Source organism: Salipiger marinus (assembly GCF_900100085.1).
Taxonomy (GTDB): Bacteria; Pseudomonadota; Alphaproteobacteria; order Rhodobacterales; family Rhodobacteraceae; genus Salipiger; species Salipiger marinus.
The window spans coordinates 55871-82222 of record NZ_FNEJ01000021.1; the positions used below are offsets into that span (position 1 = coordinate 55871).

22 protein-coding genes are annotated in these 26352 nt (G+C 68.7%); 10 read left to right on the top strand and 12 right to left on the bottom strand.

Features of this window, described 5'->3' with window-relative positions:
- Positions 1 to 47 precede the first annotated feature (47 nt).
- Together BLR51_RS20000 and pepN are read right to left on the bottom strand one after the other, a co-directional pair.
- A complete protein-coding gene (locus BLR51_RS20000; RefSeq protein ID WP_089850307.1) occupies positions 48 to 788 on the bottom strand; it encodes an SDR family oxidoreductase in 741 nt (246 codons plus the stop codon).
- On the bottom strand, positions 785 to 3334 hold the full coding sequence (pepN, locus tag BLR51_RS20005; RefSeq protein WP_089850309.1) for an aminopeptidase N: 2550 nt from the start codon (positions 3332 to 3334) through the stop codon (positions 785 to 787). Before pepN ends, BLR51_RS20000 begins: the two co-directional genes overlap by 4 nt.
- A gap of 137 nt (positions 3335 to 3471) precedes the next feature.
- Here pepN and BLR51_RS20010 point away from each other — a divergent pair, with 137 nt between their 5' ends.
- Positions 3472 to 3747 carry a hypothetical protein gene (locus BLR51_RS20010; protein ID WP_089850312.1) on the top strand — a complete coding sequence of 92 codons (276 nt, stop codon included), beginning with the start codon at positions 3472 to 3474 and terminating at the stop codon, positions 3745 to 3747.
- A 141-nt stretch (positions 3748 to 3888) separates the two neighbouring features.
- Here the strand turns inward: BLR51_RS20010 and BLR51_RS20015 are convergent, their stop codons facing one another.
- A complete protein-coding gene (locus BLR51_RS20015) occupies positions 3889 to 4647 on the bottom strand; it encodes an SDR family NAD(P)-dependent oxidoreductase (protein ID WP_089850314.1) in 759 nt (252 codons plus the stop codon).
- Positions 4648 to 4744: 97 nt separating this feature from the next.
- Here BLR51_RS20015 and BLR51_RS20020 point away from each other — a divergent pair, with 97 nt between their 5' ends.
- Positions 4745 to 5656 carry an AraC family transcriptional regulator gene (locus tag BLR51_RS20020; RefSeq protein WP_089850316.1) on the top strand — a complete coding sequence of 304 codons (912 nt, stop codon included), beginning with the start codon at positions 4745 to 4747 and terminating at the stop codon, positions 5654 to 5656.
- A gap of 66 nt (positions 5657 to 5722) precedes the next feature.
- Here the strand turns inward: BLR51_RS20020 and BLR51_RS20025 are convergent, their stop codons facing one another.
- The 3 genes from BLR51_RS20025 to BLR51_RS20035 all read right to left on the bottom strand — a co-directional run bounded on the left by BLR51_RS20025 (position 5723) and on the right by BLR51_RS20035 (position 11401).
- Positions 5723 to 6346, bottom strand: coding sequence for an RNA ligase family protein (locus BLR51_RS20025; protein WP_089850318.1), 624 nt, complete (start codon positions 6344 to 6346; stop codon positions 5723 to 5725).
- A 79-nt stretch (positions 6347 to 6425) separates the two neighbouring features.
- Positions 6426 to 10121 (bottom strand): efflux RND transporter permease subunit, encoded by a 3696-nt coding sequence (locus BLR51_RS20030; RefSeq protein ID WP_089850321.1) that lies wholly within the window; start codon positions 10119 to 10121, stop codon positions 6426 to 6428.
- The gene (locus tag BLR51_RS20035) at positions 10118 to 11401 is read right to left on the bottom strand and encodes an efflux RND transporter periplasmic adaptor subunit (RefSeq protein WP_089850323.1); all 1284 of its coding nucleotides are present in this window, start codon (positions 11399 to 11401) and stop codon (positions 10118 to 10120) included. The genes BLR51_RS20030 and BLR51_RS20035 overlap by 4 nt, the downstream gene beginning before the upstream one ends.
- A gap of 246 nt (positions 11402 to 11647) precedes the next feature.
- Here BLR51_RS20035 and BLR51_RS20040 point away from each other — a divergent pair, with 246 nt between their 5' ends.
- Positions 11648 to 12307, top strand: a complete 660-nt coding sequence (locus BLR51_RS20040; protein ID WP_089850325.1) for a tetratricopeptide repeat protein — start codon at positions 11648 to 11650, stop codon at positions 12305 to 12307.
- A gap of 54 nt (positions 12308 to 12361) precedes the next feature.
- Entirely contained in the window at positions 12362 to 13687 is a 1326-nt protein-coding gene (locus BLR51_RS20045; protein ID WP_089850327.1) for a PQQ-binding-like beta-propeller repeat protein, read from the top strand.
- 130 nt (positions 13688 to 13817) lie between these two features.
- On the opposite strand, the gene BLR51_RS20050 is transcribed toward BLR51_RS20045, so the two are convergent.
- The 6 genes from BLR51_RS20050 to BLR51_RS20075 are packed head-to-tail and all read right to left on the bottom strand — an operon-like array spanning position 13818 to position 19110.
- Positions 13818 to 14741, bottom strand: coding sequence for an isoaspartyl peptidase/L-asparaginase family protein (locus BLR51_RS20050; protein WP_089850329.1), 924 nt, complete (start codon positions 14739 to 14741; stop codon positions 13818 to 13820).
- Positions 14738 to 15637 (bottom strand): polysaccharide deacetylase family protein, encoded by a 900-nt coding sequence (locus BLR51_RS20055; RefSeq protein ID WP_089850331.1) that lies wholly within the window; start codon positions 15635 to 15637, stop codon positions 14738 to 14740. The genes BLR51_RS20050 and BLR51_RS20055 overlap by 4 nt, the downstream gene beginning before the upstream one ends.
- Positions 15634 to 16383 carry an SDR family NAD(P)-dependent oxidoreductase gene (locus BLR51_RS20060; RefSeq protein ID WP_089850333.1) on the bottom strand — a complete coding sequence of 250 codons (750 nt, stop codon included), beginning with the start codon at positions 16381 to 16383 and terminating at the stop codon, positions 15634 to 15636. The genes BLR51_RS20055 and BLR51_RS20060 overlap by 4 nt, the downstream gene beginning before the upstream one ends.
- Positions 16380 to 17390: a ketopantoate reductase family protein gene (locus tag BLR51_RS20065; RefSeq protein WP_089850334.1), complete on the bottom strand. Its 1011-nt coding sequence runs from the start codon at positions 17388 to 17390 to the stop codon at positions 16380 to 16382. Before BLR51_RS20065 ends, BLR51_RS20060 begins: the two co-directional genes overlap by 4 nt.
- Positions 17387 to 18088, bottom strand: a complete 702-nt coding sequence (locus BLR51_RS20070; RefSeq protein ID WP_089850336.1) for a creatininase family protein — start codon at positions 18086 to 18088, stop codon at positions 17387 to 17389. Before BLR51_RS20070 ends, BLR51_RS20065 begins: the two co-directional genes overlap by 4 nt.
- Positions 18085 to 19110: a GntR family transcriptional regulator gene (locus tag BLR51_RS20075; protein ID WP_089850338.1), complete on the bottom strand. Its 1026-nt coding sequence runs from the start codon at positions 19108 to 19110 to the stop codon at positions 18085 to 18087. Before BLR51_RS20075 ends, BLR51_RS20070 begins: the two co-directional genes overlap by 4 nt.
- A 152-nt stretch (positions 19111 to 19262) precedes the next feature.
- Between BLR51_RS20075 and BLR51_RS20080 the strand changes: the two genes are divergently transcribed.
- The 6 genes from BLR51_RS20080 (at position 19263) to BLR51_RS20105 (ending at position 26340) form a co-directional block, all read left to right on the top strand.
- Entirely contained in the window at positions 19263 to 20834 is a 1572-nt protein-coding gene (locus BLR51_RS20080) for an ABC transporter substrate-binding protein (protein WP_089850340.1), read from the top strand.
- A 118-nt stretch (positions 20835 to 20952) separates the two neighbouring features.
- Positions 20953 to 21927, top strand: coding sequence for an ABC transporter permease (locus BLR51_RS20085; RefSeq protein ID WP_089850342.1), 975 nt, complete (start codon positions 20953 to 20955; stop codon positions 21925 to 21927).
- Positions 21928 to 22866, top strand: coding sequence for an ABC transporter permease (locus BLR51_RS20090; RefSeq protein WP_089850344.1), 939 nt, complete (start codon positions 21928 to 21930; stop codon positions 22864 to 22866). It begins immediately after the preceding gene.
- Positions 22863 to 23831, top strand: a complete 969-nt coding sequence (locus BLR51_RS20095) for an ABC transporter ATP-binding protein (RefSeq protein ID WP_089850346.1) — start codon at positions 22863 to 22865, stop codon at positions 23829 to 23831. Before BLR51_RS20090 ends, BLR51_RS20095 begins: the two co-directional genes overlap by 4 nt.
- Positions 23828 to 24850, top strand: coding sequence for an ABC transporter ATP-binding protein (locus BLR51_RS20100; RefSeq protein ID WP_089850348.1), 1023 nt, complete (start codon positions 23828 to 23830; stop codon positions 24848 to 24850). The genes BLR51_RS20095 and BLR51_RS20100 overlap by 4 nt, the downstream gene beginning before the upstream one ends.
- Positions 24847 to 26340 carry a carboxypeptidase M32 gene (locus tag BLR51_RS20105; RefSeq protein ID WP_089850350.1) on the top strand — a complete coding sequence of 498 codons (1494 nt, stop codon included), beginning with the start codon at positions 24847 to 24849 and terminating at the stop codon, positions 26338 to 26340. Before BLR51_RS20100 ends, BLR51_RS20105 begins: the two co-directional genes overlap by 4 nt.
- Positions 26341 to 26352 lie beyond the last annotated feature (12 nt).

The window sequence follows — 26352 nt, forward strand, 5'->3', positions numbered from 1 at the left end:
CCGGAGGGCGGCGGGGGCAGAGCCCCCTTTTCCCCCGCACCTCGGCCTCAGCGCCCGCCGCCCACATCCAGCAGCGTGCGGGTGACATAGCCCGCCCGGTCCGACAGCAGCCACAGGATCGCCTCCGCCACCTCCTCGGCACTGCCGGGGCGGCCCAGCGGCGCGGTATGACCGATGCGGGTCATGCGGACGGGCTCGCCGCCCTTGGCATGGATCGCCGTCTCGATCAGCCCCGGACGCACCGCGTTGACGCGGATGCCCTCGGCGGCCAGTTCATCCGCCAGCCCCAGCGTGAAGCTGTCGATGGCGCCCTTGGTGGCGGCATAGTCCATATATTGCCGGGCCGAGCCCAGCCGGGCCGCCACCGAAGACAGGTTGACGATGCCGCCGCCGTCATGGGCGCGCATATAGGCCACCGCCGCCCGCGCCATTTCGATGGCGCCAAAGACATTGACCTCGAACACCCGCCGCACCCGCTCCGGCGTCAGATCCGCCAGCGATCCGGTGGGCGACACGATGCCCGCGTTGTTCACCAGATCAAGCGGCCCCGGCGCCTGCGCCGCAACCTGCGCCATCATCGCGGCGATGGCGGCGGGATCGGCGATGTCGGCCTGCACCACCAAAGCCTCGGCGCCCGCAGCGCGCAGATCGGCGGCCACGGCCTCGGCGCCCGCGTGGTCGCGTCCGTAATGCACCACCACCCGCGACCAGCCGCGGGAGGGGGCGAGCCGCGCGGTGGCAGCACCAATGCCGGCACTGGCGCCGGTGACCAGAAGCAGCCGGCTCATGCGATCAGCCGCGTGACCATTTCGGTCACGTCCCGCGACAGGCCGGGCTTGGCCGCGATCCGGTCCAGTGCGGCGCGCATCTTGGCCTGCCGGTCCGGATCATAGCGCCGCCAGCTCTGATAGGCCGCGCACATCCGCGCCGTGGTCTGCGGGTTCTTGTCGTCGAGCCGGATCAGCCAGTCCGCCAGCAGGTCATAGCCCGCCCCATCGGCGCGGTGGAACCCGGCGTGATGCCCGGCCAGCGCGCCGAACACCGCGCGGAAGCGGTTGGGATTGGTCCAGTCGAAATCCGGATCGCGGGTCAGCGCCTCGGTCACCGCCACCGTCTCGGTGGGGTCGGAGGCGGCGATCTGCAGCCCGAACCATTTGTCCATCACCAGCCGGTCGTCCTGCCACTGCGCGCGGAACCGCGCCAGCGCCTCGGCGCCGCGCCCGGCCTGCACCAGACAGGCCAGCGCCGACAGCTGCAGGGTCATGTTGTCGGCGCGGTCATACTGCGCCTCGGCGGCGCTGCCGCCATCCACCCGGGTGGTCAGCGCCAGCACGGCAGAGCCAAGGCTGCGCCTGCCGGACTGCGCGGCATCGGGGCGATAGGGCGCCTCCACCCGTGCCTCATCGGCCAGCTGCGGCAGAAGCTCCGCCCAGCGGGTGGCGCGGGCGTCGCGCAGCCGTTCGGTCGCGGCCCAGATCGCCTCCGGATCCGGGGTCACGCCGCGGTCATGCAGCGCCTGCGCCAGATCGGACTGCGTGGGCACGCCCAGCATCAGCGCGCGATAGGCGGGATCAAGCGAGGCGTCGCGCAGCACCGTCTCCAGCCCGTCGAGCCATGCGGCATCGGGGTCGGCCCCGTCGGTCACCATGGCCAGCAGGCAGGCGCGGGCCAGATCGCGGTTCGCCTCCCAGCGGGTGAAGGTATCGGTGTCATGGGCCAGCAGGAACACCCGCTCTTCGCGGCTGCTCTCGCGCTCCAGCACCACGGGGGCGGAAAAGCCGCGCAGCAGCGAGGGCACGGGCCGCGCCGCAAGCCCGGGAAAGACGAAGCTCTGCTCGGCCTCGGTCAGTTCCAGCACCGTGGTGGGCAGCACCTCGTGCCCGTCGGGCGACAGCAGACCCAGCGCCACCGGGATCACCAGCGGCGCCTTGTCGGGCTGGCCGGGGGTGGGCGGCGTGGTCTGGCGCAGGGTCAGCGTATAGGTGCCGTCCTGCCAGTCCTCGGCCACGGCCAGCCGTGGCGTGCCCGCCTGCGCATACCACAGCTTGAACTGCGACAGATCCCGCGCCGTCACCTCCTCGAAGACGCGCAGCCAGTCCTCGATGGTGCAGGCCTGCCCGTCATGGCGGGCGAAATACAGATCCAGCGCGCGGGAATAGGCGTCGTCGCCGACCAAGAGCTTGAGCATGCCGATGACCTCGGCGCCCTTTTCATAGACGGTGGCGGTGTAGAAGTTGTTGATCTCCTGAAAGCTTTCGGGCCGCACCGGATGGGCGAGCGGCCCCTGATCCTCGGCGAACTGGCGGGCGCGCAGGTCGATCACGTCGACGATCCGCTTCACCTCCGCCGAGCGCATGTCAGAGGTGAACTGCGCGTCGCGGAACACCGTCAGCCCTTCCTTCAGGCACAGCTGGAACCAGTCGCGGCAGGTGATGCGGTTGCCGGTCCAGTTGTGGAAATATTCATGCGCGATGATGCCTTCGATCCGTTCAAAATTGGCATCGGTGGCGGTTTCGGGGCTGGCCAGCACGGCGGAGGAGTTGAAGATGTTCAGCCCCTTGTTCTCCATCGCGCCCATGTTGAAATCATCCACGGCGACGATGTTGAACACGTCCAGATCGTATTCGCGGCCATAGACGCGCTCGTCCCAGTCCATGGAGCTTTTCAGCGCTTCCATGCCAAAGGCGCATTTGTGCAGATCGCCCTCGCGCACCCAGAGGTTCAGCGCCACCTCGCGCCCCGACCGGGTGGTGAAGCTGTCGGACTGCGCCACCAGATCGCCCGCCACCAGCGCAAACAGATAGGCGGGCTTGGGCCACGGATCGTGCCATTCGGCCCAGCCTTCGCCCGCGCCCACCGGATTGCCGTTGGACAGCTTCACCGGCTCGCCGCCTTCGATGCGCACGGTAAAGACCGACATCACGTCGGGCCGGTCGGGATAGAAGGTGATCTTGCGAAAGCCCTCGGCCTCGCACTGGGTGCAATACATGCCGCGCGACATGTAAAGCCCCTCCAGCGCGGTGTTGTGCAGCGGCGCGATCTCCACCTCCGCCTCGAAGGTGAAGGGGCCGTCGGGCACCTTGGCCCGCAGGCCTTCCGGGGTGATCTCGGGGGTGACGGGGGCGCCGTCGATGGCAAAGCTGATCGGGGTCAGATCCTCGCCCTGCAGGAAAAACTCCTGCGCGGGGGCCTTGGGGTCGGGCACGAAGCGCAGGCGCGACCGCACCCGCGTCGCCTCCGGCGCCAGAACGAAGGTCAGGTGGACGCTCTCCACCGTCCAGCCGAAGGGCGTGTAATCCCGAAGGTAAATGGTCTGGGCCTGCGCGTCTTTCATCCTGCTGTCCTTCGTCGAAAGCTGTGATCCGGAACCGGATTGGCGATGCGGACGTTGAGGCATGAAGAAGATGCGGCGCTGCCGCCGCCCAACCCATATCCCGGCCCCCCGGCCGGAACCTGCCGAGAGGAAATGCCATGTCTGCACCCGACACCAATCTGGACCGACAGAAGCGCCGCCACAAGGGTCCGCTCTGGGGGATCTGGGGCGGGCTTGCCGTTGTGGCGGTGCTGTTCGTCATCTGGCTGGCCTATGCGATGACCGACACCACCCCCGAGACGGAGCCCGTGGCCGATCCGGCCACCACCGAACAGAGCGAGGTTCCGGCGGAAGACGCGCCCACCGTCACCGGCACCGAAACCACGCCGAGCGACACCGAGGCAGGCACCGGCACCCCGCCCGCAGCAGACTGACGGCGACCCTTTCCCTCAGGGGCACCGCCACTCAAGGCCCGGCAAACGCCGGGCCTTTTGCGTGCCGGACCTCCGGAGCGCGGCGCAGACGCCGCCACAGGCGCCACGACATTGGCGGGGCCAGCGCCCCGCTTCGGCAGCTCAGACCTCCGCCAGACCCATCTCCCGCAGGGCGCGCCGCGCATCCGCGCCCGCCGCCTGCCGCATCGGCGCGGTATCCTCCGTGACGGCCCGCCACACGGCCTCCACGACCTCGCGGGTCGTGGTCTTCTCGGGGGAGGACCGGAGGCTGGTGAAGAACTCCTGCACGAAGCTTTCGTAAGGCTCGGGCACGGTCATCCCCATGCGGGAAATGCCGTTCCGGGCGAAGGATGTTTCCGGCGAACTTCCGGGCAGCACGAGCCGGGCGCGGATGCCGAATTCCGCAGCCTCCAGCGCGAAGCTTTCGGTAAAGGCGTTCAGCGCGGCCTTGCTGGCCGTGTAGACCGACAGCGCGGGCAGCGGGCGGATCGTCACGCTGGAGCTGATGTTGACGATCACGCCACGGCGCATCGCGCGCATCCCGGGCATGACGGCGCGGGTGACGGCCATGGCGCCCAGCACGTTGGTCTCGAAGACGTCGCGGGCCCGCGCGATGTCCGAGCCTTCCAGAACGTTGAGCATGCCGACACCGGCATTGTTCACCAGCGCGTCAAGCGGGCCAGCCTTGGCGATGGCGGCGGCGATGCTGTCCGCATCGGTCACGTCAAGCGGCAGCACGGTCAGCCTGTCGGAGACGGGCAGCCCGCTGGGGGAGGGGGTGCGCATCGTGGCGACAACCTCCCAGCCTTGGCTGTGGAAATGTCTGGCGATGGCCTGACCGAAGCCAGAGGAACAGCCGGTGATGAGGATGCGGGGCATGTGGGGTCTCCTTGTCCGTGATGACAAAGAGATAGACGGGGTATGGCGATCATAATATAAACGAATATCCATAATCATCCATCAAAAGTCCAGAATCATGCCCGATGATTGCGAAGATCCCCTGTCCAGCGTGGTCGCGCTGCTCCGGCCGTCGGTCTCCATCTCCAAGATGGTCGAGGGCGGCGGGGCATGGCAGGTGGAGCGGCGCGATGCGGCCAGCCCGTTTTATTGCGCGATTGTCGAGGGATGCTGCCGCCTGCAGGTGACGGGGCGGGCCGCCGTGACGCTGCAAGCCGGTGATTTTGTCCTGATCCCGGATCTGCACGGATTTACCATGACCAGCGCTGTGCCGCCGCCGCCGCAGGTGCCGCGCCTGCCGCTGGAAACGGGGCCGGGACGGTTCCGTCTGGGTCCGGTGGCTGCCGACATCGACATGCGGGCGCTGGTCGGCCATTGCCGGTTTGCAGCGCCTGCGCGCGATCTGCTGGTGTCGTTGCTGCCCGAGATGATCCATGTCTCTGGCCATGACCGCCTGATGGCGCTTGTGCCGGTGATCCACGAGGAAACCCGCGCCGACCGTCCCGGGCGCAGGCTGGTCCTCGAGCGGCTGCTGGAGGTGCTGCTGATCGAGGCGCTGCGGTCGGGGCCGGGGGTGGACATGCCGCCGGGCCTGCTGCGCGGCATGTCCGATCCGCAGCTCGCCGCCGCGCTGCAGCGCATCCACGCGGATGCGGCGGGCGACATCTCCGTGGCACGGCTGGCAAAAGAGGCGGGCCTGTCCCGCTCGGGGTTCTTTGACCGGTTCCGCCGCGAGATCGGGCGCGCGCCCATGGACTATCTGACGGACTGGCGCATGGCGATTGCCAAGACCCTGCTGCGGCAGGGCGGGGTGACCAATGCGGAAATCGCCCGGCGGATCGGCTACGGATCCGCCAGCGCCTTTGGCCTGGCCTTTGCGCGGCGCGAAGGTCTGTCCCCCGGCGCCTTTTCCAGAGACTCTGCGCGCTAGGCGCCGCGCCTCATGGCGCGGGTCCGCATCGTCAGGGAAAAATGCAGCACTGTGGAGCCCGGCCTGTCAGGATCCGGCCAGCTGGTTCCGGATCAGCTCGGCCTGCATCCAGTGAAGCTCTGTCTGGACATGCCCCTGCCTGACATATTTCCCGACCCGCTCCGGCATGGCGGACTCCGAAAACCCCTCTGCGGTGCGGGCCACGAACCCCTCCTGCCGGTGCTGATCCAGCGACAGGGCCAGATCCTCGAACAGTCCCGGGCGGTAGGGGCCACGATAAAGCGTTGGCACGGGCTGGATCGCCAGCGACTCGAACCGGGCCCGCGTCTGATCCCAAGGCTGGATCTGGTCCCCGATGATCCATGCGAAGCCCAGAAAGTAGGAAGGCAGCGCGTCATAGGCGATGGCGTGCCGGGCAAAAAGGTTTTCCCCGATGATGCGCTCGTCCTCCGCCAGCTGCGGAAAAATCCCCGCCGCAAAGGCTTTGAGCCAGTCCCGCGACGGATGATACCGGCTGTCGGGGCTGCGCGCATGACAGCCGCGGGAATGGAGGGTGGTGTTCTCGCCGTCCATCTTTTCCGTGACGACAAGATCCGGTGCCATGAGCCCCTGCAGCGACGGCATGATCTTGTCGTCGCTGGTCGCGCCCGGCGACATCGGCAGATGAAAGGTGCGGCCGTATTTCTTCATGCCGGGGCCATACCACGCCCGCTGTGCCGGGGATACTGCGCCCGCCGGGCGGCCCGGCCCCGCCGCGGGGCCGGGCCGCCTATTCGGCGGCGCGCAGCGGCGGGGTGGCGCGCGGCTCTGCCGAGGGCTGGACCTGTGCGGGCGCGTCAAGCTCGTCCCACAGGATCAGCGGGGCCTTCAGCTTGCGCGCCGCGCGCTGCAGGGCCCAGTCCCGCGCCGCCCGGCTGCCGCGTCCGAAGGACAGGCGCGCCAGCAGCCGGGCCAGCCAATGCGCATAGGTGGCAAGCCAGACCCGCAGCGCCAGCATGGCGGGGGTGAAGACCAGCGTCAGCACCGTCGCCACCGAGAGGCCAAACACCACCGCCGCCGCCAGCGGCTTCCACCACAGCGAGGTCGGCGCATCCACCGTATAGCCGCCGCCGAAGAAATCGAGGCTGAGCCCGATCATCATCGGGAACAGCCCCGCGATGGTGGTGATGGTGGTCAGCAGCACCGGGCGCAGCCGGTCCTCTGCGGTGCGGATGATCGCCTCGATCCGGGGCATGTAGCGGGAATAGTCCTGATAGGTGTCGATCAGCACGATGTTGTTGTTCACCACGATCCCCGCCAGCGCCACGACGCCCGTGCCCGACATGATGATGGAAAAGGTCTGGTCCAGCACGAGGATGCCCAGAAACACCCCCGCCGTGGACAGCACCACCGCCAGCAGCACCAGCACCGCGTTGTAAATGCTGTTGAACTGCGCCAGCAGGATGATGAACATGAGCGCAAGTGCGGCGGCAAAGGCCTGCATGAGGAAGGCCTGACTTTCCGCCTCTTCCTCCTGATCGCCGGTCCATTCCCAGTCGACGCCCGCGGGCAGGGGATTGTCCTCCAGCCAGCCGGTCAGGGTGGCGATGCGTTCATTCGCATTGACCGGCACCACCGTCACCCCGTCTGCGGCGAGGGCGGCGCGGTCCACCCCCGGCTCCAGCCGGGTCACGGCATAGGTGGTCTCGCCCCGGGTCAGATCGCCCTCGGGGGATTCGGTGGCATAGGCCAGCACCGCATCCCCGGCCATGACCTTGACCAGACCATCGGTCACCCCGGCCTTGATGTCGAAATGGCGCTTGCGGTCGACGCGGTTGATTTCGGCCAGCTTGGGCACCGGCTGGCGGGTGACGAAGTTGGACAGCGGCACCAGCCCGTCCGGGGTGCGCACCCTGAGCGTGTCCAGCGTCGACAGCACGCGATATTCCTCGGGGAAGCGCACGGGGATGTCGATTTCCTCGTCGGAACTTGGCACGCGCATGGTGTCGAGCAGGACGCCCCGCGTCACCAGCTGCACCATGGCGCCCACCGTCGCCACATCGGCGCCGTAGCGGCCCGCCTGTTCCACATCCACGTCGATCTGCCAGTCGATGCCGGGCAGGGGGCGGGTGTCCTCGATCAGGCGCAGCCCCGGCATGGCATCGAACTGCGCCCGGACCTGCGCCGTGGCGGCCTGCAGCGCCTCCCAGTTGTCGGATTTGAGCCGCAGATGCACTGGCTTGGCCGAGGCAGGGCCCATGGCAAGGTTCAGGATTTCGGTCATCACGCCGGGGATGGTGGCAAGCTGGTCAGAAAGTTCCGCCAGCACCAGATCGCCGTCCAGATCGGGGCGGTTGCGGCGGTTTTCCCATGGCACGATTTCCAGCTGGATCTGGCCGATGGTGTCGGTGGGCGGCTGCGCGCCGCCGGTGTTGGAGGACAGCCCGCCATCCCCGGCAAAGGCAAAGGCGGTGTCCACCCCGGGATGGGCCAGCACGATGGTTTCGGCCCGCCGCACCAGCGCGTCCTTTTCCACCAGCGACAGGTTGCCCCGCGCCCGGACATAGACGATCGCCTGCTCCGGCTCGCTTTCGGCAAAGAACTCGGTGCCGTTGTTGTTCTGGCCGTAATAGCCAAAGACGGAGACCACGAAGAAGATCACCGCGCCGATGGTCACCAGCGGCATCACCGGATTGCCCGCCACCAGCTCGATCACATGGCCGAAAGGCGTGCGCCCGCTGCGGGTGCGGATCCGGGTGCGGCGGCGTTCGATGCGCGCGGCATCCAGCGTGATCGAGGCCATGACGGCAAAGACCAGAAACACCGCGACGCCGGGCAGGCGGGCGCCGCGCCCTTCGATCAGGGGCGGGCCAAAAAACGCCGGGTTCAGCACCAGCATGGCGCCCGCGAACATCCCCGCCAGCGCCACCAGCACCAGAAGCGCGCGCAGCGGCCAGACCGGCACGGCGCGGCGCAGCGCGTCCCCGGCATGGCCAAGCCTGCGCGAGAACCGGCCCGACACCCCGCCCAGCACCGGCAGATAGATCAGCGCCACCACCAGCGAGGCCGACAGCACGAAGATCAGCGTGACCGGCAGCATGCCCATGAACTGCCCCGCCACCCCCGGCCAGAACAGCATCGGCAGAAAGGCGCAGAGCGTGGTGGCGGTGGAACTGACCACCGGCCAGAACATGCGCTTGGCCGCCTCCACATAGGCATGCATGGGGCCGGTGCCTTCGGAGATGCGGGTATCGGCATATTCCACCACGACGATGGCGCCATCCACCAGCATGCCCACGGCAAGGATCAGCCCGAACATCACGATGTTGGAAATGGTGATGCCCATGCCCGCCAGCAGCAGGAAACACAGCAGGAAAGAGGTGGGGATGGCAAAGCCCACCAGCAGCGCCGCACGGGTGCCAAGGCTTGCCAGAACCACGATCATCACCAGCGCGATGGCGGTCAGCACCGCGCCTTCCAGCTGTTCCACCATCGAATTGACGATGCGCGACTGGTCGTTGGACGCCACCGGCACCACCGAGGCGCGCAGTTCCGCAGGCCAGCCCGCGCGGGCCTCCTCCACCGTGGCGCGCACGGTGGCGGCGGTGTCGATCAGGTTGAAGCCCTTGCGCTTGACCACCTGCAGCGCCACCGCCGGATCGCCGTTGAAGCGCGCGGTGCCGGTCCGGTCCTCGAAGGTCAGGCGGATCTCGGCCAGATCGCCCAGCGTCACCACCCGGTCGCCGTTCACCTTCACCGGCAGGGCATAGACATCCTGCGGCTCGTCGAAGCTTGAGGGGATCTTGACCGAAAACGCGCCCTGATCGCTGGTGACCTCGCCCGCCGCCACCAGCAGGTTGTTGTTCTGCACGACACTGATCAGCTCGCCCGCCGTCACGTTGTAGCTTTCCAGCTTCAGCGGGTCGATCACCACCTCCAGCATCTCGTCGCGATTGCCCGCGATGCCCGCCTCCAGCACCGAATCGATGGCCTCCAGCCGGTCCTGCAGATCCTTGGCGACCCGCGCCATGGTGCGTTCCGGCACCGGACCGGTCAGCGACACGATCAGGATGGGAAATTCGGAAAAGTTGATCTCGTTGATGGAATACTGCTCTGCCCCGTCGGGGAAATCCGCCTCGGCCTTGGTCATGGCGTCGCGCACCTCGGCCATGGTCTCGGTGCGGTTCCAGCCGAATTCGAACTCCAGCGCCACGCCCGCATAGCCTTCGGAGGCGACACCGCTCAGCGTCTTCAGCCCGTCGATATCGGCCAGTTCGGTTTCCATCGGCTTGACCAGCAGCGTTTCGGCATCCTCGGCGGAAATGCCGGGAAAGGGCACCGATACAAAGAGCGCCGGGATCTCGATATCCGGCTCGCCCTCCTTGGGCAGGGTCAGATAGGCCCAGCCCCCCGCCACGATGGACAGCAGCACGAAGGCCATCACCATGCGGGCGCGCGCGGCGGCCCAGTCGACAAGCCCGGTCATTGCACCACCTGCTCGAAGCTCGGGCGCAGCGGCACGCCGTCGGTGACATATTCCTGCCCCACGGTGATCACGTCCACGGTTTCGGGCAGCCCCCCGGCCCAGACCCCGGCACGGGTGTCGCGCAGCACCTGCACCGGCAGGAACCGCGCGGTGCCGTCCCCGGCCACGCTGCGGATGCCGATGCGCCCGTCATCATCCAGCGTCAGCGCGCTTTGCGGGATCAGATGCGCCAGCGCGCCCTCGGCCTCGATGGCGATCTCCGCCGTCTGGCCCGCGCGCAGGTGCTGGTCGGGATTGGGCAGGGTGATGTCGACGCGGAAGGTGCGCGTGGTCTCGTCGGCGCGGCGCGACACGAAAGTGACCTCGCCCACCACCGTCTCGCCCCCGGTCAGCCGCGCGCCCGCCCGGGCCCCCAGCGCCACCCGGCCCACATCGGCCTCGGGCACATAGCCCACCAGCCGGATCGGATCGAGCTGCAGGATGGTGGCGCAGGGGCTTCCCACCGCCATCAGCGACCCCAGTTCCGCCGTATCGCTTTCCAGCACCCCGGCAAAAGGTGCTGCGATCCGCAGGTCGGCCACCGCGGCTTCGGCCCGCGCCACCGCTGCGGCAGCGGTGCGGATCTGCGCCTCCAGCGTGTCGGCCCCGGATTTCGCCGCCTCCAGCCCCGCCTCGGCGCTGCTGACGCCCGCCTCTGCCATGCGCTGCGCCGCCTCCGCCGCCGCCAGCCGGGTGCGCGAGGCATAGCCGCCGCGCGACAGCTCGTCCGCCGCCGTCAGGTTGATCCGCGCCTCTTCCAGCTGCGCCTGCGCCTGTGCCAGCAGGGCCCGCGCCTCGGGCAGCCGCGCCTCGACCAGCGGGCGCTGTGCTTCTGCCTCGGCCAGCCGGGCGCGGGCTTCGGCCAGACCGGCCTCGGTGGTGCCGGGATCAAGCTCGCACAGGATCTGCCCGGCCTCGACCTCGCTGCCCTTGGGCAGCGGCGCCGAGATCACCCGGCCCGAGCTTTCGGCCCGCACCTCCACCTCGCGCAGGGCGCGCGTTTCGCCGCGCAGGATCACCGCATCGTCGATTTCCTCGGCCACGGAATGCTGCGCCATCACCGCCACGGTGCCGTCCTCGGGCACATCCGGCACCGCCTCGGCCTGCGCCGCCGCCGCCGGAGCCTCGGCCTGCGCCGGAGCGATGGCGCGGGCCCAGTCCAGCAGCCGCTCGCGGTCCAGCACGATGGCGTAAAGGGCTGCGGAAACAAGAAGTGCTGTCAGGATGGAAACAGGTCGCATTTTGGCCTTCCCGTGACTGTGCGTTGCAGCCGCCCCCGAGGGTCTGCGGAAAGGGTCAGCCGCATCTATCGCACAAGGCTACGGACGACTGAACTTTCCGGTTCAGTTTTATCCCGGATAGGTCTGCCGTTCAAGGCGGCTCTCGCAGGGGCACCGGCTCTGGTGCCGCAGGGGGGTCCGGCCTTGGCAGGCCCTGCCTGCCGGGGTAAGAGGGGGCAAGACTGGACGAGAAAAGGCAGGCCCCCCGTGAGCAACAGCGACAGTTTCATCGACGAAGTGACCGAAGAGGTCCGGCGCGACCGGCTCTTCACGGCGATGCGCCGCTATGGCTGGATCGGGGTGGTTGCCGTGGTGGCGCTGGTGGGCGGGGCCGCATGGCGCGAATATGACGCAGCCCAGGACCGGGCGCGTGCCCAGGACTTCGGCAGCGCGCTCAGCACCGCGCTCGCCGCCGAGGCGCCCGCCGCCCGGGCCGAGGCGGTGCAGCAGGTGACAGCGCCCGATGCCGCCGCCGCCGCGCTGCGCGACCTGCTGGCCGCTGCGGAGCTTTCCGGCGCCGGGGACGAGGCCGCCGCCGCCGCCCTGCTGGAACAGACCGCCGCCAATGGCGATCTGGCCGAGATCTACCGCGACATCGCCGCCTTCAAGGCGGTCAGCGGCGCGGGCGACGCGCTGACGCCCGAGGACCGCCGCCTGCGGCTGGAGGCGATGGCGGTGCCCGGCAAGCCGCTGCGGCTGCTGGCAGAGGAACAGCTTGCCCTGCTCGACATCGAGGCGGGCGAGACCGAGGCGGCGATCAGCCGCCTGCAGGCGATCCAGAACGATGCCGAGACGACCGCGGGCTTGCGCCAGCGCGCGTCTCAGTTGATTGTGGCGCTCGGCGGCACGCCCGAAACTGCGGGCTGAGCTCCGCAGATGGGCCAGACCGCGACGACGACAGGCAGGAACGGGGACAGGACCTTGCGCATCACCACATCCACCGCGGCGCTTCTGGCGCTTGCCGTGCTGACCGCCTGTGCGGAGCCCGACGCCATCCTCCCCGGCGAGCGTTTTGGCCCGCGCGAGGTGCTGGATCCGGCTCTGGCCGAGGCGTCCGACCCCGCCAACCGCGCGCTGCCGCTGGCGCTGGTCGCGCCGCAGGCCGCCCCCGACAGCGCGCAGAGCCCGGTCTCGCCCTTCGCGCGCACCGATCACGCCAGCCTCGGCACCGCGCTGCAGCAGGTCATGGCGGTGAAGATCGGGCAGGGCGACACCCGCCGCGCCCGGCTGAACGTCGATCCGGTGGTGGCGGGGGGCCGCATCTTCACGCTTGATTCCGCGCATCAGCTCAGCGCGCTGTCGCTGTCGGGGCAGGTGCTGTGGCAGAAATCCATGGTGCCCTCGCGCGATCAGGCCGAACAGGCGCAGGGCGGCGGGCTCGCCGTGGCCGAGGGCCGGCTTTATGTCGCCTCGGGCTTTGGCCGGGTCAGCGCGCTTGATCCCGCCACCGGCGCCGAGATCTGGGTGCAGCAGCTGGGCGGCACCGCCACCGGCGCCCCCACCGTGCGCGACGGTCTGGTCTATCTCACCTCGTCGGATTCCATCGGCTGGACGCTGGAGGCCGAAACCGGCCGCATCCGCTGGCAGATCGAGAACCCCGAGGATCTGAACAACATGGCAGGCGCGCCCGCGCCTGCGGTGGATGACCGGCTGGTGGTCTTCGCCTTCGGCTCGGGCGCGGTGCAGGCCGCGCTGCGGCAGGGCGGCCTGCGGATCTGGAGCGCGGATGTGGTGGGCCGCCGCACCGGCGTGGCCCGCGCCACCGTCACCGACATCACCGGCGATCCGCTGATCGCGGGCAACCGCATCTATGCGGGCAACCAGTCCGGCCGCCTTGTGGCGCTGGAGGCGGGCAGCGGCGAGCGGCTCTGGACCGCGCGCATGGGCGCGCTGGACCCGGTCTGGCCCGCGGGCGATTCGGTCTTCCTCGTCTCGGATGAAAACCGGCTGGTCCGGCTTGACGCCGCCACGGGCGAACAGATCTGGGCGGTGGACCTGCCGGGATATGTGCCGGTCCGCAAGCCGCAGCGCCGCCGCGACGCGGCCTTCGTCAATCACGGGCCGGTGCTGGCGGGCGGGCGGCTGATCGTCGCCTCTTCGGATGGCGCGCTGCGCAGCTTCGATCCGGTCAGCGGCGCGCTGCTGGCCAGCGCCCCGATCCCCGGCGGCGCCACCACGCGGCCCGTCATCGCCAATGGCACGCTCTACGTCATCAGCCGCGACGGCATGCTGCTGGCCTATCGCTAGGCCCGCTCCAGCGCGTCGCCTCCAGCTTCATCTTGCCCGGTAAACTCCCGGGGGGTCCGGGGGGCAGGCAGCCCCCCGGCTTTTTGGGAAAAGACCAGACCCTCACAGCGCAGAGTCACTGGTCGCATCTTCAGCGATAGATCGCCGTCACCGGTTCGGCGCCCTCGCGGACATGGCCGCGATACATGCCCTCGCAGTTGAAGGGCAGGGCGATATTGCCCGCCGCATCCACCGCGATCACTCCGCCCGACCCGTCATTGCGGCCCAGATCCTCCATCACTACATGGCGCGCCGCGTCCTCCAGCGACTGCCCGGCATGGCGCATCCGCGCGGCGATCTCGGCGGCGGCGGTCCAGCGGATGAAGATCTCGCCATGCCCGGTGCCCGAGACCGCGCAGGTGGCATTGTCGGCAAAGGTGCCCGCACCGATCACCGGCGTGTCGCCGACCCGGCCCGGCGCCTTGGCGGTCATCCCCCCGGTGGAGGTGGCGGCGGCAAGGTTGCCCGCGCGGTCGCGCGCCACCGCCCCCACCGTGCCATGGCGGCGGGCGGGATCGTCATCCACCTCTCCGGCCTCGCGCTGGCGCAGCGTCTCCTGCAGGGCCTGCCAGCGGCTTTCGGTGAAGAAATAGTCGCGCTCGGCAAAAGCCAGCCCGGCGGCGCGCGCCACCTCCAGTGCATTCGGGCCGATCAGGCAGACATGCGGCGTGGTCTCCATCACCGCGCGGGCGGCGCGGATCGGGTTGCGCGGGCCAAAGATCCCCGCCACGGCCCCGGCGCGGCGGTCGCGCCCGTCCATGATGGCGGCATCCATTTCCTGCACCCCCGCCGAGGTATAGACCGCGCCGCGCCCGGCATTGAACAGCGGCTCGTCCTCCAGCGCGCAGACGGCTTCGGTCACCGCATCGAGGGCGGCACCGCCGTCGCGCAGCACCGCCTCGCCCGCTGCCAGCGCGCGGGCAAGGCCCGCGTGATAGGCCGCCTCAAGCTCGGGGGTCATGCGCGATTTGAGGATGGTTCCGGCACCGCCGTGGATGGCAAGGGAATAGGTCATGACGTTCCTTTCAGCCCGGCGGTTTCGGCGCAGTAGCGGGCGATGTCGGCATGGGAGGCGATCCAGCAGTCGCCCGCCGCGGTGATGTGGTCCAGCAGTCGTTCAAGGATGAAGATCCGCGAGCGGTAGCCGGTGATATGCGGGTGCATGGTCAGCAGGAACAGCCCGCCCTCGGCCCGCGCGCCTTCGAATTCGCGCAGGAAGATGTCCAGCACGTCGGCGGGCGGGGTATAGGGCCGCTGCGCGCCGAAGCGGTTCATCATGAAATAGGCGGCATCGTCGCGGATCCATTCCACTGGCAGTTCCACCATGCCGGTGGGTTCGCCCCGGTCGAGGATCTCGTAAGGATCGTCATCGGAAAAGAGCGAGCTGTCATACAGCAGCCCCATCTCCCGCGCGATGGCCAGCGTCGCCTTGGAATAATCCCATGACGGCGTGCGCATCCCCACCGGACGGGTGCCGCAGATCCTCTCCAGCGTGTCGGAGGCGCGCAGCATCAGGTCGCGCTCCACCTCGGGCGGCACCTGCGTGTTGCGCTCGTGGATCCAGCCATGCAGCCCGATCTCGTGGCCCTGATCGGCCAGCTCGCGCTGTTCCTCGGGATGCAGCAGGGCGGAGACGGCGGGCACGAAGAAGGTGGCGCGGGCATCATAGCGGTCCAGCACCTGCCGGATGCGCGGGATGCCGCGCCGCGCGCCATATTCGCCCCAGCTCAGCCGCGCCACCGACTCGCCGCCATCGCGCAGCTCGTTGGTTTCGTGATCGCTGTCAAAGCTCAGCGCCACGGCGCAGCGCTTGCCGCCGGGCCAGCTTGCGGGCAGCAGCGAGCGGCCCGCGCGCACCTGCTCCACCATGCCGCGCCAAGTCGGTTCGTCCCACTCCCACGCTTCGGTCATGCCCGTCCTCCGTCCACGGACAGCACCTGCCCGGTGATCCATGCCGCCTGATCCGAGGCGAGAAACACCGCCGCATGGGCGATGTCCTCTGCCGTGCCAAGGCGGCGGGTGTGAATGCCCGCCAGCAGCGCGCGCTGGCCTTCGGGACCCAGAGCCTCCCACTGCCGCCCCGTGGTGGGGTTGGACAGCACGAAGCCGGGGGCGACGGAATTGACCGTCACGCCCTGCGGGCCCAGTTCCAGCGCCAGCTGCCGGGTCAGGCCGACCAGCGCGTGCTTGGCGGAGGTATAGGCCTGAATGCCGGTCAGGCTGGGGCGCAGCCCCGCGCCGCTGGCGATGGTGACGATGCGCCCGCCCTGCCGTTTCAGCGCGGGGGCGGCGGCCTGCGCGCACCACATGGCGGCATCGACATTGGCAGCGAAGATCACGCGCCAGTCGTCTTCGGTGATCTCCTCCAGCGGGCGGCCGGTCTGGCCGCGCACGCCGCCTGCCGCCGTCACCAGCCCGTCGAGCCGCCCGTGCCGGTCCAGAACCGAGGCGATGGCCGCCTGCGCCCCGGCACGGCTGCCCAGATCGGCGGGATGGGCGGTCATGCCCTCTGCTGTCAGCGGTTCAAGCCCCGCAGCGTCAATATCCAGCGCCGCCACCGTGGCGCCCGATTGCGCCAAGAGCCGCGCGATGGCGGCCCCGATGCCCTGCGCCGCCCCGGTCACGGCAAAGACCTTGCCGGTAAAATCGCAGATCATGCCGTCACCAGCAGATCGACCAGCGCGGCGGACTGCGCGCGGCGGCCTTCCTCGATGTCGTGGATCAGATCGACCATGCGCGCGAGCCGGGGCGTGGGCACGCCAAGCTCCGCCCCCAGCGAGACCATGATGCCGATCTGCGCATCGACCTCGGTCTTGCGCTTGCGCACCGCCAGATCGCGCCAGATGCCGGAATGGGTCTTGGCGGTCTTGCGGTTATGGGCGACCATCGCCTGAATGGCGGTTTCCATCCCCGCCGCATCGCCGCTGCCAAAGGCCACCGGATCAAAGCCGTTGAAACCAAGCGGCGTGATGCCCTGCGCCGCGGCCAGCGCCATCACCTCCTGCCCCAGTCCCAGATAGGCGGCGCGATGTTCGGGCCGGGCCATGGCATCGGACATGCTGTCCGGGGTCAGCGCGGTGCAGAACAGCAGCGCGCCATAGCCCATCTTGCCCCAGAGATAGCCCCAGATGTTGTCGGTCAGCACCGCCTCCGGCTCCACGATCTGTAGCAGCGCATGGATGGCCTCGGCGCGCGGGGTGCGGCGCCCGTCCAGTTCGCCCACGGCCACGGCGGCGCGGTTGCCGTAAAGGATGCGCCCCGGTTCCAGCCAGTCGGCGCCGAAATTCACGAAACAGCCCATGGTGCGCTCGGCGCCAAGCCGCTCGGCGATGACCTTTTCGTTGAGCCCGTTCTGGGCGGAAACCACCACGCCGCCCGGGGCCAGATGCGGCGCCAGCATGTCGAGCGCGCCGGGCGTGTGATGTGCCTTCACCGCCAGAAAGATGGTGTCATACTGGCCCGACAGCTCCAGCGGGGTGAAGGCGGGCAGCACTTGGGTGAACTCCTCCACCGGGCCTTCAATGCGCAGGCCGGGGCCGCGCATCGCGGCCACGTGATCCTCCACGATGTCGACCATATGCACCGCGTGCCCGGCCCGGGCCAGACAGGCGCCGAGGATGCCGCCGATGGCGCCCGCGCCCCAGATCAGGATCGGTCCGCTCATGCCCAGTCTCCTTCCAGCTGCGCGCGGGTTTCGGCCACGGCCACCTCCCAGATGCGCGCCATGTCCTCGTCCGGCTTCTGGTAGACGCCGCCGTAATTGCCATCGCCGATCAGCGCACGCACCCCTGCGGCATTGCGGTCGCGCAGCCTGTCGAAGGGCACGAAGGGCTTCTGCTCCTGCGGCACGGGGCGGCCCGGCAGGCGGGTCCAGGGGAAATTCTCCATCCAGCTGGCATGGCTTGCCACGGGGTCGGTGGCCTGCACCGCCGCCCATGTCTGCGGCGCGCGCCACCAGTCGTGAAAGCGGCAGCGGGCGCCGGGATGATCCTGCATCCATTCCATGGTCACGGGCTGCACGGGGCTGTTGCCGCCATGGCCGTTGACGATCAGCACCCGGCGGAAGCCGGTGGCATAAAGGCTGTCCAGAATGTCGCGCACCAGCGCGGCATAGGTGGCCAGCCGCAGCGTGACCGTGCCGGGAAAGGCCATGAAATAGGGGGTCAGCCCGTAGGCCACCGCCGGAAACACCGGCACGCCCAAGGGCTCTGCGGCATCGGCTGCGACCTTTTCGGACAGGATGGAATCCACCGACAGGCTCAGATGCGCGTGCTGTTCGGTGCTGCCAAGCGGCAGGATGCAGCGGTCATCGCGTTCGAGCCAGGTTTCCACCTCGAACCAGGTGCTTTCGGAGATCCTCACAGCGTCGCTTCCTTCGTCTCTGTCCGGGAAAGGGTGTCCCCCCCGCGGCTGCGGCAGCTTTCGATCAGCGGCAGCAGTTCGGCGCGGATCGCCTGCGCGTCGGGGGTGTGGCGGTATTCGAATGCGGTCTGTCCGGGGCGCAGCCCGTCGCGCAGATATTCGGCGCCAGTCGCATAGATCAGCACGCTGGCCCGGGCGATGCGGGCCTTGGCCTGCGTCTCGTCCTCGCCGCGGACCACGATGGCGACCTTGCTGACATGCGGCGCAAAGCGCGTGATGTTGGCCTTCATGATGGTGACGAAGGACGGGAAATAGGAATAGGCGACCACCTCGGCCTCGGGGGGGATGGTGGCCAGCGCGACCCGCGTCGCCTCGTTGGGGATCAGCGTCAGGCCGGTGACCTCGATCCCCGGAAACAGCGCCCGCGCGCGCGGCAGCAGCGTGCGCGGGGCGATGACCAGATCCACGTCCCGCGGCGGGGCGCGGTCGATCTCGTCCAGCGTCACCGCCGTGATGGCGTCGCCGCCGCGCAGGTGTCGGCGGATGTCGGCGGCATAGGCTTCGGTGGCGTCGTGGAAATTCCCGACCATCAGCAGCCGCAGCGGCCGGGGCGGGCAGGGGCGGGCCATGGCCACGCGCGTGGCCAGTTCCGCCGTGTCCAGCCCGCAGGAGCGGCCCAGTTCGATGAGGTCTGCGATGGCCGCTTCCAGCGCGCGCAGCTTGTCGGGGGCGGGGACCACGGCGGAGGCGCTGACAAAGGTGCCCGAGCCCACGCGCCCCTCGATATGGCCCGCCGCCTGCAGCGCGGCATAGACGTTGGACACCGTCACCGGCGACAGCCGCAGCTTGCGCGCCAGCGCCCGCACCGAAGGCAGCCGCGCGCCCACCGGCAGCTCGCCAGAGGCGATGCCGAATTCCAGCGCGCCACGCAGCTGCACCGGCACGGCCACGGTCGAGTCGCGGTCGATGGCGGCGGTGATGCGCTCCAGCGCCTGATCAAGTTCTGCCTGTTTGTCACTCATAGTGATACACTGATGGAAAACATTTGACCCGGCAAGGGCATTAAATTGCGTAACATGCGGCTGTGGCGCACGGAGTGTACTAATTTGCAGCTTGACCTGTCACAAAAGCGAGTCCTAGTGTTTCTGCATAATGTAACACAAGGAGGTGGACGATGACATTGAAGCTCTTCCGGGTGGGGGTTGCCGCACTGGCGCTGACCGCTGCCGCACCTGCGGCGATGGCCGCCGATCTGGTGATCGGCCTGCGCGCCGGTCCTGATTCCATTGACCCGCACTGGTCCACGCTGGGCAGTCAGGCCGAGGCGCTGCGCCATGTCTTCGACACGCTGGTCGATGTGGACGAAACCCTGCAGCTCAAGCCCGGCCTCGCCGTCAGCTGGGAGCCGGTGGATGACACCACATGGGATTTCAAGCTGCGCGAAGGCGTGAAATTCCACGACGGCAGCGATTTCACCGCCGAAGATGCCAAGTTTTCCATCGAACGCATCCCCGCCGTCACCGGCCCGATGCCGATGACGCTTTACACCAAATACGTGGAGTCGGTGGAGGTCATCGACGACTATACCCTGCGCGTCCACACCAAGGGCATCGCCCCCGCGCTGCCCAATGACTTCACCCGCCTGTTCGTGGTGCCCTCCGAAATCGGCATGGACGCGCGCAACGAGGAGTTCAACTCCGGCGAAGCCGCCATCGGCACCGGCCCCTACAAGTTCGTGTCGTGGCAGCCCAAGGGCGATATGGTGCTGTCGCGCAACGCGGACTACTGGGGCGAGGCCCCGGCATGGGACAACGTCACGCGCCGTGAAATCCCCGACGATGCCGCCCGCGTGGCCGCGCTGCGGTCGGGGCAGGTGGACATGATCAACTACGTCCCCGCCTCTGACGTGATCGCGATGGAGAACAATTCCGATGTGGAACTGTTCAAGGCGGATTCCATCTACATCCTGAACATCGCCCCTTCGGTGAAGGACGAAGAGCCGCAGCCGATCAAGGTCAACGGGCAGGAGGTCGACGGCAACCCGCTGCAGGATCTGCGCGTGCGCAAGGCCATGGATCTGGCCATCAACCGCGACGTGCTGGTGAATGTGGTGCTGGAAGGTCTGGGCACCCCCGCGACGCAGCTGATGCCCGAAGGCTTCTTCGGCTATTCCGACAAGCTGGAAGCGCGGCCCTATGATCTGGAACAGGCGAAGGCGCTGCTGACCGAAGCAGGCTATCCGGACGGATTCGAGATCGACTTCACCTGCACCAACAACCGCGTGCCCGGCGATGCCGTGGTCTGCGAGGCGCTGGCGCAGATGTGGTCCCGGCTGGGTCTGACCGTGAACGCGCAGGCGCTGAACGGCACCGTGTTCTTCCCTGCCGCCGCGCGCGAGGAATACACCATGACCATGTCGGCATGGGGCACCCTGACCGGCGAGGCCGCCTATACCTATGGCGCGCTGGTTCACACCAAGGACGCCGAGAAGGGCTTTGGCAACTTCAACCGCACCGGCTATTCCAACCCGGAATTTGACCGCGTGTTCGGCGAAGGCACCCAGACGCTGGACGAGGACGCGCGCCGCGGCCTTTATGAAGAGGCGTCGGTCATCGCGATGGAAGACCGCGCGCTGATCCCGACGGTGATCCTGCAGTCGGTCTGGGCCGCCAAGTCCGGTCTGGTCGATTTCCTGCCGCGCACCGATCAGGAAACCCGCGCCTACGCGATCACCCCCGCAGAGTGACCGTGTTCCCCGGTGCGCGCCCGTCGCGGACCGGGGCCCATCCTGACGGGGGCTGAAGCCCCCGTTCCCCGCGCCTCCCCGCCTTGGGAGGCGCCATCCCGCAGGAGGCAGAGGCTTCATGACCGGATTTCTTCTTACGCGGCTGGCGCAGGCCGTTCTTGTCGTCTTTGCCATGTCGGTGCTGGTCTTTGTCGGGGTCTATGCCATCGGCAACCCCATCGACGTGCTGATCGACCCCGGCGCCACGCAGGCGATCCGCGAGCAGCTGATCCGGCAATACGGTCTGGATCTGCCGCTCTGGCAGCAATACGTCACCTTCCTGTCCAATGTGGCGCAGGGCGATCTGGGCCGGTCGATGGTCTATAACGTCTCCGTCACCAGCCTTGTCTTCTCGCGCCTGCCCGCGACGCTGGAACTGGTGCTGGTGTCTGTCACCCTCGCCACGGTCATCGGCATTCCCGCAGGGCTCTGGGCGGGCTACCGTCCCGAAAGCTGGGGCGCCAAGGCGATCATGGCGCTGTCGGTGCTGGGCTTTTCCGTGCCGACCTTCTGGATCGGCATGCTGCTGATCATGGGCTTTGCGGTGGAACTGGGCTGGCTCCCTTCCGGCGGGCGCGGCCCCGAGGCCACGGTTTTCGGCATCACCACCTCGCTTGCCACGGGCAAGGGCTGGGCGCATGTGATCCTGCCCGCGCTGAACCTGTCGCTGTTCAAGATGGGGCTGCTGATCCGGCTGACCCGCGCCGGCATGGTCGAGGCAATGCGCACCGATTACGTCAAGTTCGCCCGCGCGCAGGGGCTGCCCGACCGCCAGATCGTGCTGCGCCATGTGCTGCCCAACATCTCCATCCCCATCGTCACGGTGTTCGGGCTGGAACTGGGCTCCACGCTGGCTTTCGCCGTGGTGACCGAAAGCGTCTTCAACTGGCCCGGCGTCGGCAAGCTCATCATCGATTCCATCCTGCAGCTCGATCGCCCGGTGATGGTGTCCTACCTGATCTTCGTGGTGATCCTGTTCGTGATGATCAACCTCGCCGTCGATCTGATTCAGGCGCGGCTTGATCCGCGCATCCGTCTGAAAGGAGGCCGGTAAATGTCCGACACGCTGAGCCCCACAAGCTCCACCGCCGCCGTGCCCTCGGCACCGCCGCTTGACAGCCGCGCCACAAGGCTGCGCCATTTCTGGGCCGATTACCGGCGTTCGCCCGCGGCGCTGCTGTCGCTGCTGGTGATCGTGGTGCTGCTGGTCCTGTCCTTTGGCGCGCCGCTGCTGGCGCCGCAAGATCCCTATGACATGGCGGCGCTGGACTGGCTTGATGCCTTCCTGCGCCCCGGTGAGGTCGGATCGGGCGGCTACACCCATCTGCTGGGCACCGACAATGCCGGGCGCGACATGCTGTCGGCGATCTTTTACGGGCTGCGCACCAGCTTCGTCATCGGGCTGTCGGCCTGCGCGCTGGCGCTGGCTGTGGGCATCGTGGTCGGGCTGACCGCCGCCTATTTCGGCGGCCGGATCGAGGCGGTGCTGATGCGCGTCGTCGACCTGCAGCTGGCCATGCCCGCGATCCTGCTGGCGCTGGTTCTGGTGGCCATTCTGGGGCAGGGGGTGGCGCAGATCATCCTTGCGCTGGTGGTGGCCCAATATGCCTATTTCGCGCGCACCACTCACGGAGCTGCGAAAGTCGAGCGGGGTAAGGACTATATCGAGGCCGCCCGCTCGACACCCTTGTCCACCGGGCGGGTGCTGTTCCGCCACCTGCTGCCCAACGTGCTGCCGCCGCTGATCGTGGTGGCCACGGTGCAGGTGGCCAGCGCCATCGCGCTGGAGGCGACGCTGAGCTTTCTGGGGGTGGGCCTGCCGCTGACCGAGCCGTCGCTGGGCTCGCTCATTTCCAACGGGTTCAAATACATCCATTCCGACCGCGCATGGCTGTCGATCTATCCGGGGCTGTTTCTCATGGTCACTGTTGTCGCCATCAATCTTGTGGGCGATCAGGTCCGCACCCTGCTTGACCCGCGGCGCGCGACATGACCGCGGCACTGCAGGTCCGGGGCCTGACCACCCGGTTCGACACCCGCGCAGGCGCCGTCACGGCGGTGAATGACGTAAGCTTCTCCGTGGATCCCGGGCGCATCATGGGGCTGGTGGGGGAAAGCGGGTCCGGCAAATCCGTCACCGGCTTTTCCATCCTTGGCCTGATCGAGGCGCCGGGCCGGGTCACCGGCGGCGAGGTGCTGGTGGAGGGGCAGGATCTGCGCGCCCTGCCGCCGGACGAGATGCGCCGCATGCGCGGGCGCAAGGTGGCGATGGTGTTTCAGGATCCGATGATGACCCTGAACCCGGTGCTGCGTGTCGGCGACCAGATGGCCATGGCGGTGCAGGTGCATGACCGCGTCAGCCGCCGCGCCGCATGGGACCGTGCGCGCAGCGCGCTGGAAACCGTGGGCATTCCCGCCCCCGGCGAACGGCTCATGGCCTATCCGCACCAGCTGTCGGGGGGGATGCGCCAGCGCGTCGCCATCGCCACGGCGCTGCTGCACCAGCCCGCCGTCATCATCGCGGACGAGCCGACCACCGCGCTCGACGTGTCGATCCAAGGCCAGATCCTTGCCGAGGTGCGGCGTCTGGCCGATGACACCGGCACCGCCATCGTCTGGGTCAGCCATGACCTTGCCGTGGTCTCCAGCCTCGCCGACGAGATCTGCGTGATGTATGCCGGGCGCATCGTCGAAAGCGGCCCGGCAGAGCGGGTGATCGCCGCCCCCCGCCATCCCTATACGCGCGGGCTCATCGCCTCGGTGCCGTCAAGCCATGCGCCGGGGGGGCGCCTGCCGCAGATCCCCGGATCGACCCCGCAGCTGTCCAGCCTGCCCGCAGGCTGCCCGTTCCGCCCGCGCTGCGACCGCGCGACGGATCTGTGCGTGACCGAACCGCCGCGCGTGGCGGCGGCGGGCCGCACCGTGCTGTGCCATCACCCGCTGGAGGTTGCGCCATGAGCCTGTTGACCATCGATCATGTGTCCAAACGCTTCACCCGCCCCACCGGAGCCATCGTGCGCGGCCTGGAAAAGCTGCGCGGCCAGACCCCCAAGCGCACCGTCCACGCGCTGACCGACGTGTCGCTGGAGGTGGCGCGCGGCGAGGTGCTGGGCATCGTGGGGGAATCCGGCTGTGGCAAATCCACGCTGGGCCGCATCGTGGCGGGCATCTACGCCCCCAGCGACGGCGCGGTGACGCTGGATGGCGCACCTGTCGCGCGGGAAAGCCGCGGCACCGTCGACAAGCTGACGACGCGGGTGCAGATGATCCATCAGGATCCCTTCGCCTCGCTCAACCCGCGCATGAAGGTGGGGGAGACCATCGCCGAAGGTCCGCGCCAGCACGGGCTGATCCCCGCGCCCGACCTGCGCGACCGCGTGGCGGCGCTGCTGTCGCAGGTGGGGCTGGAACCCGCCTATGCCGATCGGCTGCCGCATCAGTTTTCCGGTGGGCAGCGCCAGCGCATCGCCATTGCCCGCGCGCTGGCCATGCAGCCCGACCTTCTGGTGCTCGACGAGGCGGTGGCCTCGCTCGACGTGTCGATTCAGGCGCAGGTTTTGAACCTGTTTCTGGATCTGCGCCGCGATCTCGATCTGACCGCGCTGTTCATCAGCCATGACCTGTCGGTGGTGCGGCATGTGTCGGACCGGGTGGCGATCATGTATCTGGGCCGCGTGGTGGAACTGGCCCCGGTGGCGCCGCTTTATGACGCGCCGCAGCATCCCTATACGCAGGCGCTGTTTGCCTCCGTTCCCCGGCTGGGGGAGGGACGGGCGAGGTTTCATCCGATCAAGGGCGAGATCCCTTCGCCGCTGGACCCGCCGCCCGGCTGCGCCTTTCATCCGCGCTGCCCCTTCGCGGGTCCGCGCTGCCGCACCGAGGTGCCGCGCCTGAAACCCCACGACAGCCGCGCCGTCGCCTGCCATCTGCACGATGGCGGCACCGGCGCCACCACCGGCACAAGCGAGGCCGCATGACTGATCTTGATGCGCGCGTGGCGCGCCTGAATGACATCCTGTCCACCGTCAACCTGCTGAGCTGGGACAGCCGCGTGACCATGCCTGCGGGCGGGGCGGAAACGCGCGGCCACCAGATCGCCACGCTGAAACGCATCGCGCGCGACATGCTGCTGGATCCGGCCATGGCCGACGCCGCCGAGGCCGCGCGCGAGGCCGCGACCGATCCCGTGGCGCGCCGGGGGGCAGAGGCGGTGCTGGCCGCCCGCGACTGGCACGCGCGTCTGCCGGAGGCGCTGCTGAGCGCGCGCGACGAGGCGTCGATCACCGCGCGGCTGGCATGGGCCGAAGCGCGGGAGAAGGGCGATTTTGCGCTGTTCCGTCCGCATCTGGAAACCATCGTGGCGCAGGCGCGCGAGATGGCGCAGGCGCTGGGGCCGGTGGATCATCCGTATGACGCGCTGCTGCCGATCTATGAGCCCGGCGAAACCGCCGCCTCGCTGACTGCACTTTTTGACCGGCTGGCCGAGGGGCTGCGCCCCATCCTTGACACCGCGCTGGGCCGCCCGCAGCCGCGCACCGATTTCCTGACCCGGGGCTTTGCCGTGGAGAAGCAGCAGGCCTTCTGCCGCCAGATCGCGGCGGAGCTGGGCTATGACTTCACGCGGGGGCGGCTGGACACCACCATCCACCCGTTCGAGATCAGCTTCACCCGGCAGGACGTGCGCATCACCTCGCGCTGGCGGCCCGACTGGCTGCCCATGGCGATCTTCGGCACCATCCATGAAACCGGGCACGCGCTTTATGAACAGGGCGTGGATCCGGTGCACACGCGCGGCGCCCATGCCACCGACATGATCGGGCTTTACGCGGTGGGCGGCACCAGCTTCGGCATGCATGAAAGCCAGTCGCGGCTTCTGGAAAACCATGTGGGCCGGTCCCGCGCCTTCTGGGAGCGGCATTTCGGCACGCTGCGCGCGCAGTTCCCCGAGGAACTGGCCGATGTCGATGCCGAAACCTTCACGGCGGGCGTCAATGCCGTGCGTCCCGGCTTCGTGCGGGTGGAGGCGGACGAGCTGACCTATGACGTCCACATCCTGCTGCGGGTGCGGCTGGAACTGGCGCTGCTCGACGGCTCGCTGGAGGTGGCGGATCTGCCCGCCGCGTGGAACGAGGCGATGAAGCGCGATCTGGGGCTGACCGTGCCCGAGGACGGGGTGACGGGCTGCCTGCAGGACGTGCACTGGTCCTCCGGCTATCTGGGGTCTTTCCCGACCTATACGCTGGGCAACCTCACCGCCGCGTCGATCATGGCGCGGCTGGCCGAGGCTGATCCGCAGGTGGGGCAGGGGCTGGATCAGGGCGACACCGCGCCGCTGCGCGCGGTGCTGGCCGACAAGGTCTGGCGCCATGGCCGCAGCCTGAGCCGGGCCGAGCTTCTGGCGCAGATGGGCGGTGATGCCGCCGATCCGCAGCCCTATCTGGATTATCTGGCGGCCAAGTTCGGCTGAGCCTGAACTGCC